Here is a 237-nt window from a genome sequence, read left to right as displayed (position 1 = left end):
CATCATCCGCGATCATATGCATCCTTATCCGGCTCATCCGGCCCTGCGGCATTGTTCCATCGTCGAGCAGACGCTGCACGANTTCGATGGCGCGCAGTTCGCGCAGCAGGCTGGAGTTGAAGCTGATCTCGTTCACGCGGTTCTGGATCTGCTGGGGTGTGACGGGGATGTCATCGCGCTCCATCGGGTTGATGCTGACCACGAGAATGTCATCGGGCAGGTCCTTGGCGAAGAGCG

General features: G+C 59.7%; 1 pseudogene. It reads right to left on the bottom strand.

The features are described from left to right. Positions 1-237, bottom strand: a pseudogene (locus tag A3728_RS16245) (patatin-like phospholipase family protein); the annotation flags it as partial.

The sequence above is a fragment of the Sulfitobacter sp. HI0040 genome, assembly GCF_001634885.1.
Lineage (GTDB): Bacteria > Pseudomonadota > Alphaproteobacteria > Rhodobacterales > Rhodobacteraceae > Sulfitobacter.
Note: the sequence above shows the minus strand (reverse complement) of the source record. Positions and strands in the feature narration are given on the sequence as shown.